The following is a 17863-nucleotide window of genomic DNA, read 5'->3' as shown; positions in this document are numbered from 1 at the left end:
CCCGGCCGATTCCCCGCCCGCTTCCCCGCCCGCTTCCCGCTTTCCGCTTCCCGGCCGATTCGCTGCCGTCTCCCTCCCCAATCGCCGCCCGTCTTCCCCGCCGCCCGCCGCCGAAACCGGAGCATTTTCGCCGGAACAAGACACAAGGAGGCGCGCCGAACGGCTCTGCGAACGGCTGAAATCACTCCCCCGTGCGGCATGGAACGTGAAGCACCGGTGAATCCGTCTTCGTGTTCGATCATTGAGATCCGGCTGACCACGCGGAACACGCCTCGTCAGATATTCACGGCCGCATTTCTCGGGATGACCGAATCACCTCCTTGACCATCTCTTGGTACAAGACGGAAACTCACAGAGGCACTCATGCATCAGGAGCCACAAGCGCATGTGCATGCGAATGGCCCTGCGAGACATAGATCGCACGGGGTGTGCGGCGGGGGAAGCAGCGAAGATCGTATGTCCGTGACGGCATGACCCGCGGGCAATTCCTTCACCTCCTCTCCTCATCTCTTGGTGCGCGAAGGGAATGGAGGGGGAATGCCGACCCACATGGGCTATCCCGGCGTTTACATCGAGGAACTCCCCAGCAGCGTACGGACCATCGCCTCGGTCACCACATCGGTGACCGCTTTTGTGGGGCACACCCGCCGCGGACCGCTCAACCAACCGGTGCGCGTGACCAGCTTCGCCGACTTCGAGCGACGCTTCGGCGGACTCACGTCGCAGAGCGCGGTCGGCTACGCCGTGCACCAGTTCTTCGGCAACGGCGGGACGGTCGCGGTCGTCGTCCGGGTGGCCAAGGCCGGCACCGGCGAGGAAGCCTGCGTCACCCTGGAGTCCACCGAGGGACGCAGCGCGTGCCCCGTACTGGAAGTGCGCGCCAAGGAACCGGGCGTATGGGGGTCGGGACTGCGGGTGGCGGTCGACCATGACACGTCCGCCCCGGACAAGACCTTCAACCTGCATGTCCTGGACGCCCGCGGTGGCGCCCGCGAGTCCTTCACCGGCCTGTCGATGCACTCCGGTCACGGCCGCTTCGTCGAGACGGTCGTCGGCGCCGGCTCCTCGCTCGTCCGCGTCAAGGTTCTCGACGAGGACCGGCCGGACCCGTCCGGCACGGTCTCCAAGCCGTTCGCCGCGAAGCTGCCCGCCCTGGGCGTCGAGCTGAAGGTCAAGATCGGTGACGTGGAGCGGGAGTTCACGCTCTTCGAGCCCGACCGCGACGGCGAGCCGCCGCACACGGTGACCGAGCTGGCACTCCTGCTGGAACGCAAGCTGCGCGCCCTGCCCGACGCCCCCGGCAAGCACGCCTTCGCCGGTGCCGAGGTCATCGCCTTCGGCCGCCGCCTCCAGGTCGTCGCCGGATCCGTCGACCCGGACGACGTCGTGCGGTTCGTCGGCGAGTGCGCCAACGACCTCGGTCTCGAAGCCTCGGTGAACCCGCCCGTCTTCCCGCTGGAGGGCGGCAAGGACGGCGACGCGCCGGGACCGCTCGACCTCATCGGCAGCGAGGCCCGCAAGACCGGGGTGCACGCGCTGCGCGACGTGGACGACGTCAACCTGCTGGCGCTGCCCGAGCTTTCGGCGTACGCGTCCACCGAGGACATGGTCACCGTGCTGTCGGCGGCCGAGCAGCTGTGCCGGGAGCTCCGGATCTTCCTGCTCGTCGACTCGCCGTCCACCTGGGGAAGCGTCGACGCGGCGCGGGCCGGGATCGGCGCGTTCGAAGCCGTACGCAGTGACCACGCCGGCCTGTACTTCCCGCACCTCCAGCTCACCGACCCGCTGACCGGGCGGCTGCGGTCGTTCCCGCCGTCGGGTGCGGTGGCCGGCGTCATCGCCCGTACGGACGGTGAGCGCGGCGTCTGGAAGGCCCCGGCGGGCACCGAGGCGCGGCTGGCCGGAGTGCGTTCCCTGACGGTCCGGCTGACCGACCGGGACAACGGACTGCTCAATCCGCTGGGCGTCAACTGCCTGCGGACCTTCCCGGTGGTGGGACCGCTCGTCTGGGGTGCCAGGACGCTGCGGGGCGCGGACGCCCTGGAGAGCGAGTGGAAGTACGTTCCGGTGCGCCGGCTCGCCCTGCATGTCGAGGAGAGCCTGTATCGGGGACTCCAGTGGGTGGTCTTCGAGCCGAACGACGAGCAGTTGTGGCAGCAGATCCGGCTGAATGCCTCGGCCTATCTGAATGATCTGTTCCGCCAGGGCGCCTTCAAGGGCGGCACACCCCGTGAGGCGTACTTCGTGAAGTGCGACAAGGACACGACCACGGAAGCCGACATCGAACACGGTGTGGTGAATGTGCTGATCGGGATCGCGCCGGTCAGGCCCGCCGAGTTCGTGATCGTCAAGATCCAGCAGATTGCCGGTCAGTTCGACCTCTCGTAAACCACGGACCCGAGGTAAAGGAACACGAAGGAAACCGATGGCTGAGTTCCAAGTAAACGCCCATCGCTTTGACCCCTACAAGAATTTCAAGTTCCTGGTCCTGTGGGACGGTCGAACGGTCGCGGGCATCAGCAAGATCAGTCCACTGAAGCGGACCACGGAAGTGGTCAAGCACCGGCACGGCGGCGACCCCAGTTCACCGCGGAAGTCGCCGGGCCGCTCCGAATTCGAGGGGGTCACGCTCGAACGCGGGGTGACCCACGATCCGGAGTTCGACCGCTGGGCCAACAAGGTCTGGCAGGTCGGCGCCGGTCTCGGCTCCGAGGTGTCGCTGCGCGACTTCCGCAAGGACATCATCATCCAGGTCCTCAACGAGGCCGGGCAGGTCGCCGTCTCGCACAAGCTCTACCGGGCCTGGGTCAGCGAGTACCAGGTCATGGGCGAACTCGACGCGAACGCCAACGCCGTCGCCATCCAGAGCGTGAAGCTGGAATGCGAGGGCTGGGAGCGGGACTACGAGGTTCCGGAACCGGTCGAGCCGTCGTTCACCCACCCGGCCTGAGTCGCGTCGTACGTGCACGGAGGAAAGACGATGGCTCGTCGTCGTAGTCCGGCGGGGGTCGGGACGTGATCCCGCGAGCGGCCCCGGCGGAGTCCGGTACGGCCCCGGCAGCGCCCGGTGCGGGTCCGGTCGTGCCCGGTACGGATCCGGTCGTGCCCCGTACGGCCCCGGTGGGTCCCGCCGAGCTGCTGGCCGCCTGGGAGGCCGGGCTGGCTCTGGGCGCGGCGGAGAGGTCGCTGCTGCTGCACCGGGCCGCCCGCCCGGGGGCCGGTGCCGACGCCTTGCTGTCGGTGCCGGTCGGTGAGCGGGAGGCGGACCTGTTCGCGCTGCGCCGCTCGCTGTTCGGTGAGCGGATGCAGGTACGGATCGAGTGCGGTGCCTGCGGCGAGGCCATGGAGTTCGACCTCGACGCGGGTGCCCTGGGTGCGCGCGGGCCGGTCGCGGACCAGCCGCTGCGGGTGGCGGAGGGCGGGTGGGTGGTCGAGTTCCGGCTGCCCACCGTCGCCGCCCTGGCGGCGGCCGGGGCTGCTTCCTCCCCCGCCGAGGCCCGTCGGCTGCTCGTGACGGGCTGCACGGTACGGGCCCTGCGGGACGGGGAGCCCGTCGCCGCCGAGCAGCTGGCCGAGCTGCTCCCGGAACGGGTGGAACGGCTCATCGCCGAAAAGGCCGCGGAGGCGGACCCGACGGCCGAAGTGACGCTGAACGTGGCGTGTCCCGAATGCGGCGAGGCCACCTTGGCCGAGCTGGACATCTCCTCCTACTTGTGGACCGAACTGGACACCTGGGCCAGGGACTTGCTCCTCGATGTCCATGTGCTCGCCACCGCCTACGGGTGGAGCGAGCCGGAGATTCTGGCGCTCAGCCCCCTTCGGCGTCGTTACTACCTGGAGCTGTGCACCGATGCCTGACTACTTCGACCGGCTCCTCGCCCGGTACGCGCCGGTGGCCACGGCGGACGACACCGGCGGCTCCGGCGCGCGGGTACACGTACGGCCGCGGCTGCCCGGACCGTTCGAGCGGGCCGAGGCGGTGCGGCAGGGGCAGCCCGAGCCGGACGAACCGGCCGCGCTGATCCCCTCCGCTCCCCCGCCCGCCTCCGGCCCGCCCCGTCCGTGGCGGCCGGAGCGGGAAGTGCACACCGAACGGCACACGGTCGTCCGCACCGAACAGGCCCCGCCGCCCGGCGAGAGCGACCGGCCGGTCCGGCCCCCGGCACCGGCACCGACTCCGCTGCTGCGGCCGTCGGCCGCCGCGTCGCCGCTGCTCCGGCCCGGTACGGCGGAGGCCGCGCGGGCGGCGCGACGGGGAGATCCGTCCGCGTCCGACGCCCCGGCGCCCGCTCCGGCCGTGGCGACCTCACGGGCCCCGGTGGCCGCCGAGTTCGCCCGTACGTCCGCGCCGGTGGAGCCGCGCGGCTCCGACACCGCCGCCGCGCGCGGTGCGGCGCCCGGTTCGGTGGGGCGGCGCGCGCCGCGTCCGGCCGACCGGGTCGTGCATGTGCGGATCGGGCGGCTGGAGGTCAGCGCGGCAGCGCCGCCCGGTGCGAGCGGTTCGCCGGGCGGGCGCACCGCACAGCAGACCGGCCGACCGGCCCCCGTACTGACTCTGGACGACTACCTGTCGCGCGGCGGGAAGAGGGATTGACGACATGAGCAACGCACTCGCCGTCGCCACGGTCACCCAGGCGCTCGCCCTGCTGATCGAGAGCAACCTGGGCCCCGAGATGGATATCGCGGTCAAGGTGGAGACCCGTAAGCCTCCGTCGGAGCCGCCGAGCGAGCCGACCATCACGGTGTTCCTCTACCAGGTGACTCCGAACGCCGCGATGCGCAACAACGACCTGCCGACGCGCGCCGCCGACGGCACCCTGCGCAACCGCGCCGCCGCGCCGCTGGATCTGCACTACGTGATCAGCGCGTACGGGGAGGAGGCGGAACTCGTCGGGCAGCGGCTGCTGGGCTGCGTGATCCGCACCCTGCACGAAATCCCCGTACTTCCCAAGGAGTTGATCGAACTGGCCGCCGAGCGGCCGTATCTGGCGGGCAGCGACCTGGCCGACTCGATCCAGAAGGTGCGCTTCACGCCGACGGTCATGGACGTCGACGAGACGTCCAAGCTCTGGGGAATGCTGCACCAGACCCCGTACACCCTGTCGGTGGCCTACCAGGCATCGCTGGTGGTCATCGAGGGCCGCGAGAAGCCGGTCCCGGCGAAGCCGGTGAAGGAACGGACGGTACGGGTGCTGCCGTTCGGGGCACCCGGGGCGCCGGTGCCGCCCGGGGCGGATACGGAGACCTCCGCTCCGGGCATGGATGCCTCCCGTCCGGACACGGAACCGGCTGTTCCGCAGGCGGCGGAGCGGGCGGCAGGGGCTGAGGCCCCGACCAAGAGGACGGCGGCGAAGAAGACCACGCCCGCCGCCACGAAGACCGCCGCGAAGGCGCCGGCCGAAGCGCCCGCCCCCAAGTCCACGAAGGCCCCTGCGCGGCGTTCGGCCCCGCCCCGCCCCCGCAAGACCGCCGAGAGCGATTCGCCCACGCCGGACGACAAGGGCTGAGTCGACGTGCGGAACACGGGGGGTGAGGACATGGGTACGTACGAGGGAACCGGTCGGGGCGAGGGCGAAGGCGAGGCCGAGGGCGCCCGCGCGAGCGAAGGCGCGGGCCGGGGGCGGGACGCGGCGGCACAGGGAAGGGCGCTCTCGGCGGCCGTCCACGCCGTCCTCGCCCGGGTGGACGCCCATGCCGGACGCGCCGGGCGTGCAGGGCGCGCCGGACACGCCGGAGCCGCCCGCCGCCCGGAAGCGGAAACGGAATCGGAAGCGCGCCCGGACGCGGAATCGGGCTCGGACGCGGAATCGGGCTCGACGACGGCAACGGCCACGGCCGATTCCACCCGGCCCGGGAGCGCTGTGGACGTAGGTGCCCCGCCCCGCGGTGGCGGCCGAACCGGCACCGCCCTCGCCTCCCCCACCGCGCCCGTGTCCCCCGCCGCCCTGGACGCGCTCGTCGCCTGCTTCGGCCTGAGTGCCTTCGAGCGCGAGGTCGTCCTGCTGACCGCGGCGGCCGAACTGGAACCCACCACGGCCGCCCGCTGCGCCGCGGCCTGCGGGGATCCGGAGCGCGCGTACCCCACCTTCTCGCTCGCCCTCGCCGCGCTCGGCGACCCGCACTGGAGCGCCCTCACCCCGGTCGCCCCGCTGCGCCGCTGGCGGATCGTCGAGCTGGACGACGAGTCCCGGCTGACCACGTCCCGGCTCCGGCTCGACGAGCGGATCCTGCACTTCCTCGCCGGTTCGCCCTACCTGGACGCCCGGCTGCACGGGCTGCTGCGCCGGACCACCGTGCCGGACGTGCTGCCCGCCTCGTACGACCTGGCGGCGAACCGGGTCGCGGCGGGCTGGGCGGGGGCGGGGCGCGGGGCGCCGCTCCGGGTCGAGCTGGTCGGCGGCGATCTGCGGACGAGAGCGGACATCGCGGCGGCCGCGGCCCGCCGCTCGGGGCTCGGCCTCTACGAGATGTCGGCCGCCGACGTTCCGAACGCCCCGGCCGCGCGCGATCTGTTGGCGCGCCTGTGGCAGCGCGAGGCGATCCTGCTGCCCGCGGCGCTGCTGGTGGAGATCGGCGACCTGGACCGCGAACAGGCAGCCGCCACCGACGCGTTCGTGGAGAGCGCCGCCGTACCGCTGGTCGTATCGAGTCCCGACCCCCGGCAGACGGCGCGCCCCCGCGGTGAGCGCGTCACCGTTCCGCCGTTGGACGCGGATGAGCAGCTCGGGGTGTGGACCGACGCGTTCGCCGGCGTACCGGAGGTGTCGCAGGGCGATCTGCGCGACCTCGTGGCCCAGTTCGCGCTGCCGCCGCACCTGGTCCGTTCGGCGGGTGCCGCCGTGGCCCGGGATCTGCCGGGCGAGGGCGTGCTGGACGCCACCGCGCTGGCCTGGCAGGCGGGACTCACCGAGGCCCGGATGGGCATGGACGAGCTGGGCCGGCGGATCGAGCCGCAGGCGGGCTGGGGCGATCTGGTCCTGGCTGAAAGGCAGTTGAAGGTGCTGCGGGAGATCGTCGCGCATGTGCGGCAGCGGCCGACCGTGTACCAGGAATGGGGCTTCGCCGAGACGCTGCGCCGGGGTCTCGGCGTCACCGCGCTGTTCGCGGGCGGCTCCGGTACGGGCAAGACGCTGGCCGCCGAGGTGATGGCGCGGGAGCTGGGTCTGGATCTGTTCGTCATCGATCTGTCGCAGGTGGTCAGCAAGTACATCGGCGAGACCGAGAAGAACCTCCGCAAGGTGTTCGACGCCGCCGAGCAGGGCGGGGCGCTGCTGCTGTTCGACGAGGCCGACGCGCTGTTCGGCAAGCGCAGCGAGGTCAAGGACAGCCACGACCGGTACGCCAACCTCGAAGTCAGCTATCTGCTGATGCGGATGGAGGCGTACCGGGGGCTCGCGATCCTCACGACGAACATGAAGCAGGCGCTGGACACGGCGTTCATGCGCCGCATCCGGTTCGTCGTCGACTTCCCGTTCCCGAGCGAGAGCGAGCGGGCCGAGATCTGGCGCCGGGTGCTGCCCGCGCGGGCCCCGATGAAGGGCGTCGAACCGGAACTGCTGGCCCGGCTGACCGTGGCGGGCGGCTCCATCCGCAACATCGCGCTGTCGGGCGCGTTCCTCGCGGCGGAGGAGGGCGACCGCCTCCAGATGCGCCACATGCTGGAGGCCGCCCGTACCGAGTACCTCAAGCTCGACCGTTCCCTGACGCCCTCGGAGGTGCACGGATGGGTCTGAACGAGCAGCAGCGCACGGTACGGGTCGACATCGGCGAGCTGGTCCTCGACGGCTTCGGCCGGGTGGACCCGGAGCGCGTGTCGGAGGCGTTCCAGGCGGAGTTGGGCCGACTCGTACGGGAACGGGGCGTACCGCTGGCCGCGGACGGCGGGCAGGCGCTGGACGCCCTGGCGGGACTGCCCCCACTGCCCGCGACGGTCTCCGCGCGGCGCTTGGGCCAGGAGCTGGCCCGCGCGGTGCACACGGGGCTCTCGGGCGGGGGTGAGGCGACGCGATGAGTACGTCCCACTCGCAGGAGACGCGCTCGGACCAGTCCGCCAAGCGCCGCAAGCGCAAGGAGCGCGCCGCCTCGCGCGCGCCCGAGCCGAAGAACATCGTCAGCGGTGCGGGCCAGCCGCTCGACCTGAGCGTACGGCGGGAGCTGGAGGAACAGCTCGGCCACGACTTCGGCCGGGTGCGGCTGCACACCGATCCGGACGCGGGCGCGCTCACCGAGATGCTCGGCGCGGACGCGGTCGCGGTCGGCCAGGACATCTTCTTCCGCGAGGGGACGTACCGCCCCGGCACGGTCGACGGACAGCGGCTGCTCGCGCACGAGTTGCTGCACACGGTGCAGAACCCGCACGGTCTCGGCACCCTGCGCGCCGGGCGTGACCTGGGCGCGGTGAGCCTGCCGCAGCAGGCGATGGAGCGCGAGGCGGAGGCGGCGGCGCAGGAGTCCGTACGGGACGGGGAGCCCGAAACCCGGGTCGAGGAGGGGCAGGTGACGCCGGGCTGGCTGCGGTACGCGACCGTGGACGCGGACCGGAACCGGATGGAGCAGATCGATCCGGCGACGCTCGTGGAGCGGCTGGCGAACTCCGTCGTACGCTCGCTGCGCGGCGACCCGGAGGACCGGTCCAAGCGCACCCGCAGGCAACTTGCCCTGCTGCCGGATGAGTTGCAGGACAACGTTCTGGAGCGGCTGGAGACCAGGCTGCTCAGTTCGGAGCACGAGCGGGTACTGGACCTCGTCGACGAGGTCGAGGCGTACGACGACCTGGAGCGCGACTCGCTCGAAGCGCCCACCGTCGAGAGCGATCCGGCCCAGGAGCTGTGGTACGAGCGCGAGACCGCGCGGCGGGAGTCCGAGGAGGAGCGGGCGGAGACGGAGGAGCCCACTGCCGCACCGGGTCCGGAGAAGGAACGGGACGAGGCGGAGGGCGCCCCCGGCAGCACGCCGGAGAACACCCGGGGTCCGAAGGACGTGGAGCGGGAGCAGGAGCAGGAGCGGAACCAGGGCTCGGGCGCCGGTCCTGGAAGTGGTGTCGGTACGGCGCCGGAGGGCGGGCAGCCGGACGCGGCGGCAGCACCGGCTGCGGCGCCGCAGCCGCAGCCGTCGTCCTCTTCTTCTCCCGCTGCCGCGTCCTCGGGCGGCGCGAAGCAGCCCTCCGACGCGGCCGCGGGCGGCCGGGAGGGCCAGGAAGGGCAGGAGGGCCAGGACCAGCAGGGCGCCCCGGCCGCGGGCAAGGAGGAGTCCGCGGCCAAGAACCGCCCCGGGGCGGTCGATGCGCTCGTGGCGGGGCAGCAGCTGAAGCAGGAGGACAAGCGCGGCTCGGACAAGCCCACGGGTTCGCCGGCCGTCTCCGGCAAGGACACCCAGTTGCCCGCTGCGTTCAGCCGACTGGAGGGTGTACGCAACCAGGACCTCGACGGCCCGGAGGCGCGGGCGGACGAGGACCCGCTCGCCTCCGGCAGCGGGTCGGAGGTCGAGGTCGGCGGCGGGGAGAAGAGCGCCTGGGACGTCAAGCTCCAGCCGGAGGACTTCCTTCCGGCGCAGGACCTCGATGTGTCCGCCGTACCGACCGCGGACAAGCTTGACCCGTCCTCGTCCGGCGCGACGGCCGCTCCGTCGTTCCCCGCTCCCCCCGTGACGAAGGCCGAGCAGGTGCAGGCCGAGCGGGAGGCGGAGGACGCCGAGGACGCGGCGGCGGAGACGGAGCCCCAGGAGGGCGGCGCCGGTTCGTCCGACGGCACGGAGCTGTCGGCCGAGGCGGACGGGGCCGGTCCGGGAGGCGCGCAGTCCGACGGTCTCGCCCTGGAGCAGGCGGCCGAGGCGCGGCCGGTGACAACGTCGAAGGACCCGAAGAGCGGTGACGACCCGAAGGCCGGGCCGGTCGCCGCGCAGACGGCGGTGCAGGAGGCGCCGGGCGGGACGGAGTCCGGGAGCGACGCCAAGGAGGCGGCGGCCAAGGAGGAGAAGGGCACTCCGGCCGGGGGCGAGACGCAGGCGGGTGCTCAGGAGAAGGCATCGCCGCAGGCGGTGGCGGGCAACGCGGCGGCGCCGGAGCCCGCGGCCAGGGAGGAGCAGAAGAAGACGGACGCGGCTCTGGCGGGCCGCAGCGAACCGGCGGCGGACGCACAGTCCCCCTCGCCCGCGCGGGACACTCATGTCTCCGGCGGGTCCAACGTGGATACGTCGGGGGGTGCGCCGAACGAGTCGGCGGACGGGCCCTCGTCGAAGAGTGAACCCGCATCCCGTACGGAGAGCGCGGCACCGAAGGCGCCCGCCGCCCCGGAACCCACGAAGCCCGCCGACGCCCCCACCTCGGCGAAGGCCGCACCGGAGGCCAGGGCCGCGGCGTCCAAGCCCGCACCGGCGGCCAAGGGGTCGCCCGGCGGTGGTGGCGGCGGTGGTGGCGGTGGCGGTGGCGGAGGCGCCAAGGCTGCCGCACCGGGGAAGGGCAAGGGCAAGAAGGATTCGGGAGCCGCACCGAACCTTTCCGGGGTGGCTCCGGAGGCGGGCCTGTCCACCGCCTCGAAGCTCAAGCCGCACAAGGCACTTCAGGCGATGAGCGGCGTGAGCGGCTCCGTGGACCGCACGGTCGGCGACGAGCACAAGTCCCTCGCGGCGGCGCCGCCCTCGATGCAGCGTCCGGCCGGTGCGCCGCAGACGCTCCAGGGCAAGCCGAAGGCCGACGCACCGGCGCAGTACTCCCAGGATCCGGCGGCGAAGTCCGAGGCCCCGAAGGACGAGAAGGCCGAGGTCAAGGGCACCAAGGAGCCCGGGGGCCAGATCGAGGCGGAGAAGGCGGAGGAGCCGGGCGGCTGGGACACGTTCAAGATGGCTCTGGGCTTCATCGGCGGCAAGATCGTGAACGGAATCGCGAGCGCCTTCGGAGCCGACAAACCCGTGGTGGACCCGCAGGAACTGGCCGCCAAGTTCGCCGGGCTGCCGACCAAGGACGAGGCGCTGAAGAAGGCCCAGGCGGGCAACGCGCCGGGCGTGGAGATGGAGGGCGCCGCCGAGCAGACGGCGGGCGAGCAGGGCACGGCCGTCGACACCAAGGGCCAGGAGACGGTCGCGACGGGCAGGGACGACGCCGGGCGCCCAATGGGCGAGAACCAGGTCTACCCCAACGCTCCCAAGGAGCAGATGACCGCGAAGGTCCCGGGTGGCCAGGGCGGGAAGGGCGCCGCGCCGGACGGTGGCGCGGGCACCGGAGCCGTACCCCCCGAGGCGGCCTCCGAGGTGGCGGAGCACGAGCGGGGGCCGGAGTTCCAGGCCGCGTTCAGCGACGGCCAGAAGGGGATGTCCGAGGGCCGGCAGACCAAGGACAAGGACTTCCGCGACTCCCAGCAGAAGCACAAGGCGAAGGTCGACGCCGAGATCGCGACCAACACGAGGAGTCAGGCGGGCGAGCGCGAGAAGGCCCTGAGCGAGGTCACCGCCAAGCGGGCCGACTGGCGCACGGATCAGGACGCGGAGCTCAAGACCCTCGGCACCAAGAAGACCGAGCGGCACCAGAAGGTCCGCACGGACGTCAAGGAAAAGGAGAAGAAGACCGACGAGGACGTCGGCAAGGAGAAGGAGGACGGCGACAAGAAGATCCAGGACGAGAACACCAAGGCTGAGAAGGACGCGGAGAAGGAGCGCGACGACAGCGCCAAGGACTCACGCAACTGGGTCAGCAAGGCCTTCGACTGGATCAAGAAGAAGGTCATCGAGATCAAGGACGCGATCGTCCGCGTCATCAGAGCGGCACGTAACGCGGTCATCGGCTTCATCAAGAAATTCAAGGAGACGGTCGAGCGCTGGATCAATGAGGCCCGCAAGTTCATCGTCGAAACAATCAAGACCCTGATCAACGACCTGATCGAGTTCGCGAAGGCCATGGTGCGGGCCATCGTCGAACTGGCCAACAGCATCCGGAAGTTCATCACCGGTCTGATCGCGGCCGCGATCGCCCTGGTCAACAGGCTCGCGACGATGCTGAAGCAGATCGTCACGGATCTGCTGGACGCCATCGGCAAGTTGCTGAGCGGCATCCTGGACTTCCTCAAGAAGATGCTCGACGCCGTGGTCAAGGCGGTCATGGACGCCGTGAAGGCGGTCCTGGACTTCGCCTCGAAGCTGCTGAGCGCGCTCGGCGACTGGATGCTCATCGCGGTCGACTTCCTCTCCGACCCCGGCGGCTGGCTGGGCGGCGCGAAGAACTCTGCGGTGGACGGCGCGAAGAACCACCTCTTCCGCGAGGTCAAGGCCGCGGTCAAGCAGTGGTTCAACGACAAGATCCAGGAGATCATCGGCGTCCCGAAGGCCATCTTGGACAAGCTGCTCAAGGGCGGCATCAAGATGGAGGAGATCGTCAAGGAGGCGTGGGACGCCGTGGTCCCCCAACTCCCTTTGATCATCGGCGAACTGGTCATGACGAAGATCGTCGCCAAGCTGATTCCGGGCGCGGGCTGGGTGATGGCCGTCATCGACGCCATCCGCACGGCGTGGGGCGCGCTGAGCGCGATCCTGAGCGCGCTGGGCATGGTGCTGGACTGGCTGAAGGCTGTACGCAGCGGGGGCGCGGGAATCCTCTTCGCCAAGGCGGTCGCGGCGGGGGTCGTCGCCCTGCTGGAGGTCCTGTACCAGGCGCTGCTGACTGGCATCGGCAAGTACGTGTCGAAGGTGGGCAGGCGCCTCAAGGGAGTCGCGGCCAAGCTCGGCAAGGGCGACAAGGGCAACGACAAGGGCCCGGGTGCCGCCGGTTCGGACGACAAGGGCAAGGGCGACGACAAGAAGGCCCAGGACCAGCACCCGAAGTCCACGGCCCCGAACGCCCGCCCGACTACGACGAAGCCCACGACACCGGGCCCGAACGGCAAGCCGAAGACGGGCCCGGGAGACGGCAAGAAGCCCACGACGACGCCCACGTCCACGTCCAAGGACAAGAACGGCCGGCCGCATACCAAGGACGACGACAAGCCGAACACCCGCCCGACCCCGTCCCCGAAGCCCAAGCCAAAAGCGGATCCCCCACCGAAGCCGAAGGTCGAGCCGGACACGAAGCCGAAGCCGAGGGACGACACCCCGGGCAAGCCGAAGGACAACGACAAGGACTCCACGAAGCCGAAGGACGACAGGGACACCCCGGCCAAACCGAAGGACCAAGACCAGACAAAGCCCAAGGACAAGCCCGGCGACAAGGACGCCCCGGGCAAGCCCACCAAGCCGAAGGACAAGGACGGGGACAGCAAGAAGCCCAAGGACAAGGACGACGGCAAGGACCCGAAGAAGCCGAGGCCGGACAAGCGCAAGGACAAGGACGGAAAGCCGAAGGACAGGGACCCGGCCAAGGAGAAGCAGGACAAGAAGGATCAGCGCAAGAAGGACGAGGACTCGAAGGAGTCCAAGGACGATCGGCTGCGCAAGATCGTGGCGCGCATACGCCCGAAGCTGTACGACGGGATGCGCAACGGTGTTCCCCGCGTGCCCTTCCTCGGCCTCCTGAAGTCGACGCGTCTCTACTACCGGCTCACGGGGCTCGCACCTGCTGGAGGCGATCCGTTCACTGTCGTAGCGACGCTGAATCCGTCAATGCCCGTTCTGGGTGGAGTCTATTCGGGGCCCTCGTCCGGGCCGTCGGCCTTCCCCAGTCCGCCCGGGGCACCGGCGACCGCCTTGCCGAAGCCGAAACTCCCCGATTTCCACAGCAGCAGGGCCAGTACGATCAGCGCCGAGTTCCTCAGCGCACCGCGCGCCACAAAGGGCAGCCCGCCCCGCAGTAGTCCGCCCGGCTGGGGCTATATCACGCACCCCACGCGCAAACTCCAGCAAGGCGGAGCCTGGGTCAGGGCACACCTCCTCCCGGAGCGCCTCGGCGGCAGGGGAACCGAGAACAATCTCGTGCCGGCCCGCCGCGGGGTGAACAAGGACCTCGAACTCGGCGTGGAAGAGCCAGCTTGGGACCTCTTCAATAACGACCCCCCGATCTGGTATGAGTCCAGGGTGAAGTTCGGCAACACAGGGGCCGTCTCGGATATCCCGACGTATATACGCTCCACCTTCGGGCAGTACCGCCACCTCAGGGGAACAGGTTCGCAGCGGGGTGACTGGCAGCGGAAGGGTCTCCACAAGTCTTTCGGCCTCGATCTCGAACCACCACAGCTCAACGAGAAGAGAAAGCTCTGGATCAATACCTACGGGCCCACACAGATCCGCAAATGGCTCAAGGTCCCGATGTCGGTGGGAGAGCACATTGCGCAGCAACGCTCTGATCAGCCCGGTCGCCAGTTCACCACAGTGCGGGATTTCGAGACGGCGATGCGCAAGCGGCGAGCCAGCGGAGGGCCGGGAATGCTACTCAAACTGGATGACGCGATCGCCCAGTTGAAGAAGCTCCAGAATGCAGGGAAGGTCGGATGGGACCCACTGCACAAAGAAAAATGAGGATCACATGTTTCCATATGACGATCGCTTGTCCCGGACCATCTGCGAGGTACGCAAATCGCCGTTCTTCGACGTCATGTACGAGGAAGTGGGTCCGGGTGGCCCAGGGAAGGATCCGTCAGCAATCTTCGAACTGATGGCTGAGGAAGGATTTCCGCTCACCGAAAGACTCAAGGAAGCGTACTTCCCCTACCGGTACAAGGCCCTGCACTGGTGTACCACAGATCCCAATGTGCCACTTTTCGGCGAATTCAACGTCATGAACATCGATGCCAGCAGCGAAGTCAGGCTTCCAGTGAAAGACTTCGCCTGGGAAGAGAGCGATGAGAAATTGCTCTCGGAGCTCTCCATTCTCGATGACATCTCACGAGGAGGAGGGGGACAACTGGCCACCATGAGGTTCCTGCCAAACGTATCGAGTCCGGATATCTGGTTCCTCGACAGGTTCCACACCTTCGTCAAACTCGACCTGGACTATCGCGAATATCTAGATAACCTCTTCGTTACGAAGGGCGTGACCGGCTGGCAGTACCTATTCGCCGATGTGCCGCTTGGCGCCAGAGAGTACGACTCCATCCGGGAAAGCCTGAAGACGATGCTTCAGGTCCTCCCCGAGCACTTTCCGAATTACGAATACGCACCTTTGGCCGCCCGCCTGGAGGCCCGCCTGTGACCCGCTACGCAGACATCCCCAAGCCCATCCGCTCCGGCATAGTCGTCGTCGACCCCGAGCGCGGTACCCCCCAGCGCATCATCGTTCTCCAGTTCAATCCCGACACCCTCGAACGCTCCCTCGCGCCCCAGTCCGCCGGCGGTAGCGGGGACTCCGGCGGAGGGGGCAGCGGGGGTGGGGACCGGAATGAGGCTCTGCGGCTCAAGGGGCCCGCTCAGGAGACCTGGAAGTTCACCGCCGAGATCGATGCCACCGATCAGTTCGAGGTGGCCGCACCCGACGGGATTCATCCGGAGCTGGCCACCCTCGAAATGCTCGTGCATCCGACCACCGCCCAGTTGCGGGAGGCCAGTCGGCTTTCCAAGAAGGGGACCATCGAGATCAGCCCGATCGAGATGCCGTTGACCCTCTTCACGTGGGGCAGCAAGCGCGTCATGCCCGTGCGGCTCACCGAACTGTCCATCAACGAGTCCGCGTTCGACGTGAATCTCAATCCGATCCGGGCCGCGCTGAGCATCGGCATGAAGGTGCTCAGTGTCAGCGATCTGCCCGCCGGGCACCGCGGGGCCGATCTGTACATGGCGCATCTCGCGCAGAAGGAGCGGCTCGCCGCGTTGGGGCTTGCCGGGCGGGATGCCGGGCTGGGGAGGGGCTGAGCCGAGATCATGGCCGACATCGAACCGTACGAGAACGCGCTGGACACCATTCCCGGCGCGCACCCCTACCCGCGCTCCAGCCGGTACCACGACGCCGAGATCGGGGTGCACCGGATGGCGGACGGGACCGAAGTCCGTTACACCAAACGGCGGTTGCTGCCACCGATCGAGGACGTCACGGACGACGAGACCGCGCCGCACACCGTCAGCAGCGGGGAGCGGCCCGATCTGCTGGCCCAGCGGTATCTCGGCGACCCCGGCCAGTGGTGGCAGATCGCCGACGCGAATCCCGTGCTGGACCCGCAGGAGCTGACTCAGGAGGCGGGCCGCGTCATCGCGATCCCGCACGCCGGGGGCTTCCCCGGGGCGGGGGCGGGTGCGCGGTATGTCTGACCAGCCCGTGGGGGGCGGGCCCATCCACATCACCCTGGAGACGGGGCCGAAGCTGACCCGGCCCGTGCCGCCCGAGGTCGTGGAGGCGCTGCTGTCGGCCCAGATCACCGCTACCGCGGGTGAACGCAGCGGATTCCAGCTGGCGTTCGACCTGACCAAGCAGGGCGCGCTGTCCCGGCGGCTGCTGCCCGAAGGGTTCTTCGACCCGAAGACCCGGGTGATTCTCAGCGTGAGCGTGAAGGGCACCGCCTGGGTGCTGCTCGACGGGCTCATCGTGCGGCAGGAGGTCGGTGCCAGCAATCAGCCGGGGCACTCCACCCTCACGGTGACCGGCGAGGACCTCACCCTCCTGATGGACCTGGAGGAGCGCACCGACCGCTATCCCAATCTGCGGCCCTCCGGACGCGTCGCGCGCATCCTGTCCCGGTACGCCGACTACGGCATCGAGCCATATGTCTTCCAGGAGCAGATCGAACAGCCCCCGCGCGAGCAGCTCCGGGTCGACTACCAGTCGGGCACCGACCTGAGTTACGTGAACGAGCTGGCGCGCGCCAACGGGTACACCTTCTATCTCGAACCCGGCCCGCGCCCCGGCCACTCGGTCGCCGTGTGGGGCCCGGAGGCCCGGCTCGGGCAGCGTCAGCAGGCACTCAACGTGAACATGGACGTCAACTCCACGGTGGACCAGCTGACATTCGCGTACGACGGGACGGCCCGCGAGGAGCCGCAGGCCCGGGTGCAGGACCCGGCCACCCGCGACAGCCGGCTGCTGCCGCAGCCCGACATCGGGCCGCTGCGACCGCCGTTGGGCCGCCGGGCCACTCCCGCGCTGAAGCGCCGCACCCTGTCCGGCACGGCGAAGAGGGAGTCGGCGCAGGCGCAGGCGGAGCTGCTGGCGCGGGCCGCGCTGTCGGCCGACGCCATCTCCGGCTCCGGGTCGCTGGACGTGAACCGGCACGGGTACATCCTGCGGCCGCGCGAGCTGGTCGGGGTCCGTGGCGCCGGGGTGACGTACGACGGCGACTACTTCGTCAAGTCCGTCACGCACAACATCAGGCCCGGCTCGTACCAGCAGAACTTCACGCTGTCGCGCGAGGGCCTGATCGCCCGGAGCGACACCGTACGACCGTAGCGCCGCAACCGCGGAAATGGACCAGGAGAGCTTCGCATGGCTGCAGGACCGAACAACCGGTTTCTCGGCAAGTTCCGGGGGCGGGTGGTGAGCAATGACGATCCGCTGAGGATCGGGCGGGTCACGGTCAAGGTGCCGGACGTCCTGGGCGACGAGACGTCCACCTGGGCCATGCCCTGCCTGCCGTTCACCGGGCCGCAGTCGGGCCAGTACGTGGTACCGGCCGCCGGGGCGGGGGTGTGGGTGGAGTTCGAGCAGGGTGAGGTCAGTTTCCCCATCTGGACCGGGTGTTGGTACGGGGACAGCTCCGAGGTACCGCCCGACGCCCTGACCGGCTCTCCGGCGCACCAGAACGTGGTGATCCAGACGTCGGACCGGCACAAGTTAGTGATGGGTGACGTACCGGGCGGGGGCCAGGGCATCCGGCTCCAGGCCGCGAGCGGGGCGTACATCCAGCTCGACGAGAAGGGCGTGACGATCGCCAACGGTCAGGGCGCCTCGGTCGTGCTGAACGGCGGCGAGGTCAACATCAACGACGGCCGGCTGATCGTGGCCAAGAAGCAGTAGGGGCAGAGG

General features: G+C 69.9%; 13 protein-coding genes. All 13 read left to right on the top strand.

Annotation, left to right across the window (positions count from 1 at the left end):
• Positions 1-537: 537 nt before the first annotated feature.
• The 13 genes from OG413_RS18050 (at position 538) to OG413_RS17990 (ending at position 17854) form a co-directional block, all read left to right on the top strand.
• The gene (locus OG413_RS18050; RefSeq protein ID WP_266806795.1) at positions 538-2388 is read left to right on the top strand and encodes a phage tail sheath C-terminal domain-containing protein; all 1851 of its coding nucleotides are present in this window, start codon (positions 538-540) and stop codon (positions 2386-2388) included.
• Positions 2389-2425: 37 nt separating this feature from the next.
• On the top strand, positions 2426-2950 hold the full coding sequence (locus tag OG413_RS18045) for a phage tail protein (RefSeq protein WP_073723339.1): 525 nt from the start codon (positions 2426-2428) through the stop codon (positions 2948-2950).
• A gap of 152 nt (positions 2951-3102) precedes the next feature.
• Positions 3103-3858, top strand: a complete 756-nt coding sequence (locus tag OG413_RS18040; RefSeq protein ID WP_266806794.1) for a hypothetical protein — start codon at positions 3103-3105, stop codon at positions 3856-3858.
• Positions 3851-4594, top strand: coding sequence for a hypothetical protein (locus OG413_RS18035; protein ID WP_266806793.1), 744 nt, complete (start codon positions 3851-3853; stop codon positions 4592-4594). Before OG413_RS18040 ends, OG413_RS18035 begins: the two co-directional genes overlap by 8 nt.
• Positions 4595-4598: 4 nt before the next feature.
• Positions 4599-5507 (top strand): DUF4255 domain-containing protein, encoded by a 909-nt coding sequence (locus tag OG413_RS18030; RefSeq protein WP_266806792.1) that lies wholly within the window; start codon positions 4599-4601, stop codon positions 5505-5507.
• A gap of 30 nt (positions 5508-5537) precedes the next feature.
• Complete coding sequence (locus tag OG413_RS18025) at positions 5538-7733, top strand: ATP-binding protein (RefSeq protein WP_266806790.1); 2196 nt, start codon at positions 5538-5540, stop codon at positions 7731-7733.
• On the top strand, positions 7724-8011 hold the full coding sequence (locus OG413_RS18020; protein WP_266806788.1) for a hypothetical protein: 288 nt from the start codon (positions 7724-7726) through the stop codon (positions 8009-8011). Before OG413_RS18025 ends, OG413_RS18020 begins: the two co-directional genes overlap by 10 nt.
• Positions 8008-14433 carry a DUF4157 domain-containing protein gene (locus OG413_RS18015; RefSeq protein WP_266806786.1) on the top strand — a complete coding sequence of 2142 codons (6426 nt, stop codon included), beginning with the start codon at positions 8008-8010 and terminating at the stop codon, positions 14431-14433. The genes OG413_RS18020 and OG413_RS18015 overlap by 4 nt, the downstream gene beginning before the upstream one ends.
• A gap of 28 nt (positions 14434-14461) precedes the next feature.
• Entirely contained in the window at positions 14462-15106 is a 645-nt protein-coding gene (locus OG413_RS18010; RefSeq protein WP_266806784.1) for a hypothetical protein, read from the top strand.
• Positions 15103-15762: a hypothetical protein gene (locus tag OG413_RS18005; RefSeq protein WP_266806783.1), complete on the top strand. Its 660-nt coding sequence runs from the start codon at positions 15103-15105 to the stop codon at positions 15760-15762. The genes OG413_RS18010 and OG413_RS18005 overlap by 4 nt, the downstream gene beginning before the upstream one ends.
• 9 nt (positions 15763-15771) lie before the next feature.
• Complete coding sequence (locus OG413_RS18000) at positions 15772-16155, top strand: hypothetical protein (RefSeq protein ID WP_266806782.1); 384 nt, start codon at positions 15772-15774, stop codon at positions 16153-16155.
• Positions 16148-17287, top strand: coding sequence for a hypothetical protein (locus tag OG413_RS17995; RefSeq protein WP_266806780.1), 1140 nt, complete (start codon positions 16148-16150; stop codon positions 17285-17287). The genes OG413_RS18000 and OG413_RS17995 overlap by 8 nt, the downstream gene beginning before the upstream one ends.
• A 36-nt stretch (positions 17288-17323) precedes the next feature.
• On the top strand, positions 17324-17854 hold the full coding sequence (locus OG413_RS17990; protein ID WP_266806778.1) for a phage baseplate assembly protein V: 531 nt from the start codon (positions 17324-17326) through the stop codon (positions 17852-17854).
• Positions 17855-17863 lie beyond the last annotated feature (9 nt).

It is taken from the genome of Streptomyces sp. NBC_01433 (assembly GCF_026340105.1).
Classification (GTDB): domain Bacteria; phylum Actinomycetota; class Actinomycetes; order Streptomycetales; family Streptomycetaceae; genus Streptomyces.
This window is presented reverse-complemented; position numbering and strand designations above follow the sequence as displayed.

Bases quoted from the DNA above. Each gene is read 5' to 3' on its own strand.
- OG413_RS18015 (WP_266806786.1), top strand. From the start codon at position 8,008: ATGAGTACGTCCCACTCGCAGGAGACGCGCTCGGACCAGTCCGCCAAG.
- OG413_RS18000 (WP_266806782.1), top strand. From the start codon at position 15,772: ATGGCCGACATCGAACCGTACGAGAACGCGCTGGACACCATTCCCGGC.
- OG413_RS17990 (WP_266806778.1), top strand. From the start codon at position 17,324: ATGGCTGCAGGACCGAACAACCGGTTTCTCGGCAAGTTCCGGGGGCGG.
- OG413_RS18035 (WP_266806793.1), top strand. From the start codon at position 3,851: ATGCCTGACTACTTCGACCGGCTCCTCGCCCGGTACGCGCCGGTGGCC.
- OG413_RS18050 (WP_266806795.1), top strand. From the start codon at position 538: ATGCCGACCCACATGGGCTATCCCGGCGTTTACATCGAGGAACTCCCC.
- OG413_RS17995 (WP_266806780.1), top strand. From the start codon at position 16,148: ATGTCTGACCAGCCCGTGGGGGGCGGGCCCATCCACATCACCCTGGAG.
- OG413_RS18025 (WP_266806790.1), top strand. From the start codon at position 5,538: ATGGGTACGTACGAGGGAACCGGTCGGGGCGAGGGCGAAGGCGAGGCC.
- OG413_RS18030 (WP_266806792.1), top strand. From the start codon at position 4,599: ATGAGCAACGCACTCGCCGTCGCCACGGTCACCCAGGCGCTCGCCCTG.
- OG413_RS18020 (WP_266806788.1), top strand. From the start codon at position 7,724: ATGGGTCTGAACGAGCAGCAGCGCACGGTACGGGTCGACATCGGCGAG.
- OG413_RS18045 (WP_073723339.1), top strand. From the start codon at position 2,426: ATGGCTGAGTTCCAAGTAAACGCCCATCGCTTTGACCCCTACAAGAAT.